Below are 386 nucleotides of genomic sequence, written 5' to 3' on the forward strand. Positions count from 1 at the left end.
GAACCTGGGCCTCGGCATCGGGATCGGTGGTAAGGGCGCCGGCGGTGGCGGCGGCAAGACCGTTGATGTCATCAACGGCGCCGTCGTCCAGACCGAAGGTATTCAGTCGCACGGCATCATGGCGCAGTCGGTCGGCGGCGGCGGCGGCTCCGGCGGCTTTGCGGTGACGGTCGGCGGACCTTCCTTCTCGCTGGGCGGCAATGGCAGTTCCGGTGGTGGCAGCCAGAAAGTCTATGTCGAAAATACGGCTCGGATCACCACTGACAGGGACCTCTCGATCGGCATCTTCGCGCAGTCGGTCGGTGGTTCAGGTGGTGATGGAGGCTTGGCGGGCGCCGGTGGTGCCTTTGCGGCCGTCGCTGTCGGTGGCCAGGGCGGCGCTGGCG

The 386-nt window shown here is 67.6% G+C and carries 1 pseudogene; it reads left to right on the forward strand.

Annotated features, from left to right (window positions below):
• Positions 1-118: 118 nt before the first annotated feature.
• Positions 119-386: pseudogene (locus EN939_RS37805) on the forward strand (hypothetical protein); the annotation flags it as partial.

Origin of the sequence: Mesorhizobium sp. M7A.F.Ca.CA.002.05.1.1, from assembly GCF_003998335.1 — a bacterium.
GTDB lineage: Bacteria > Pseudomonadota > Alphaproteobacteria > Rhizobiales > Rhizobiaceae > Mesorhizobium.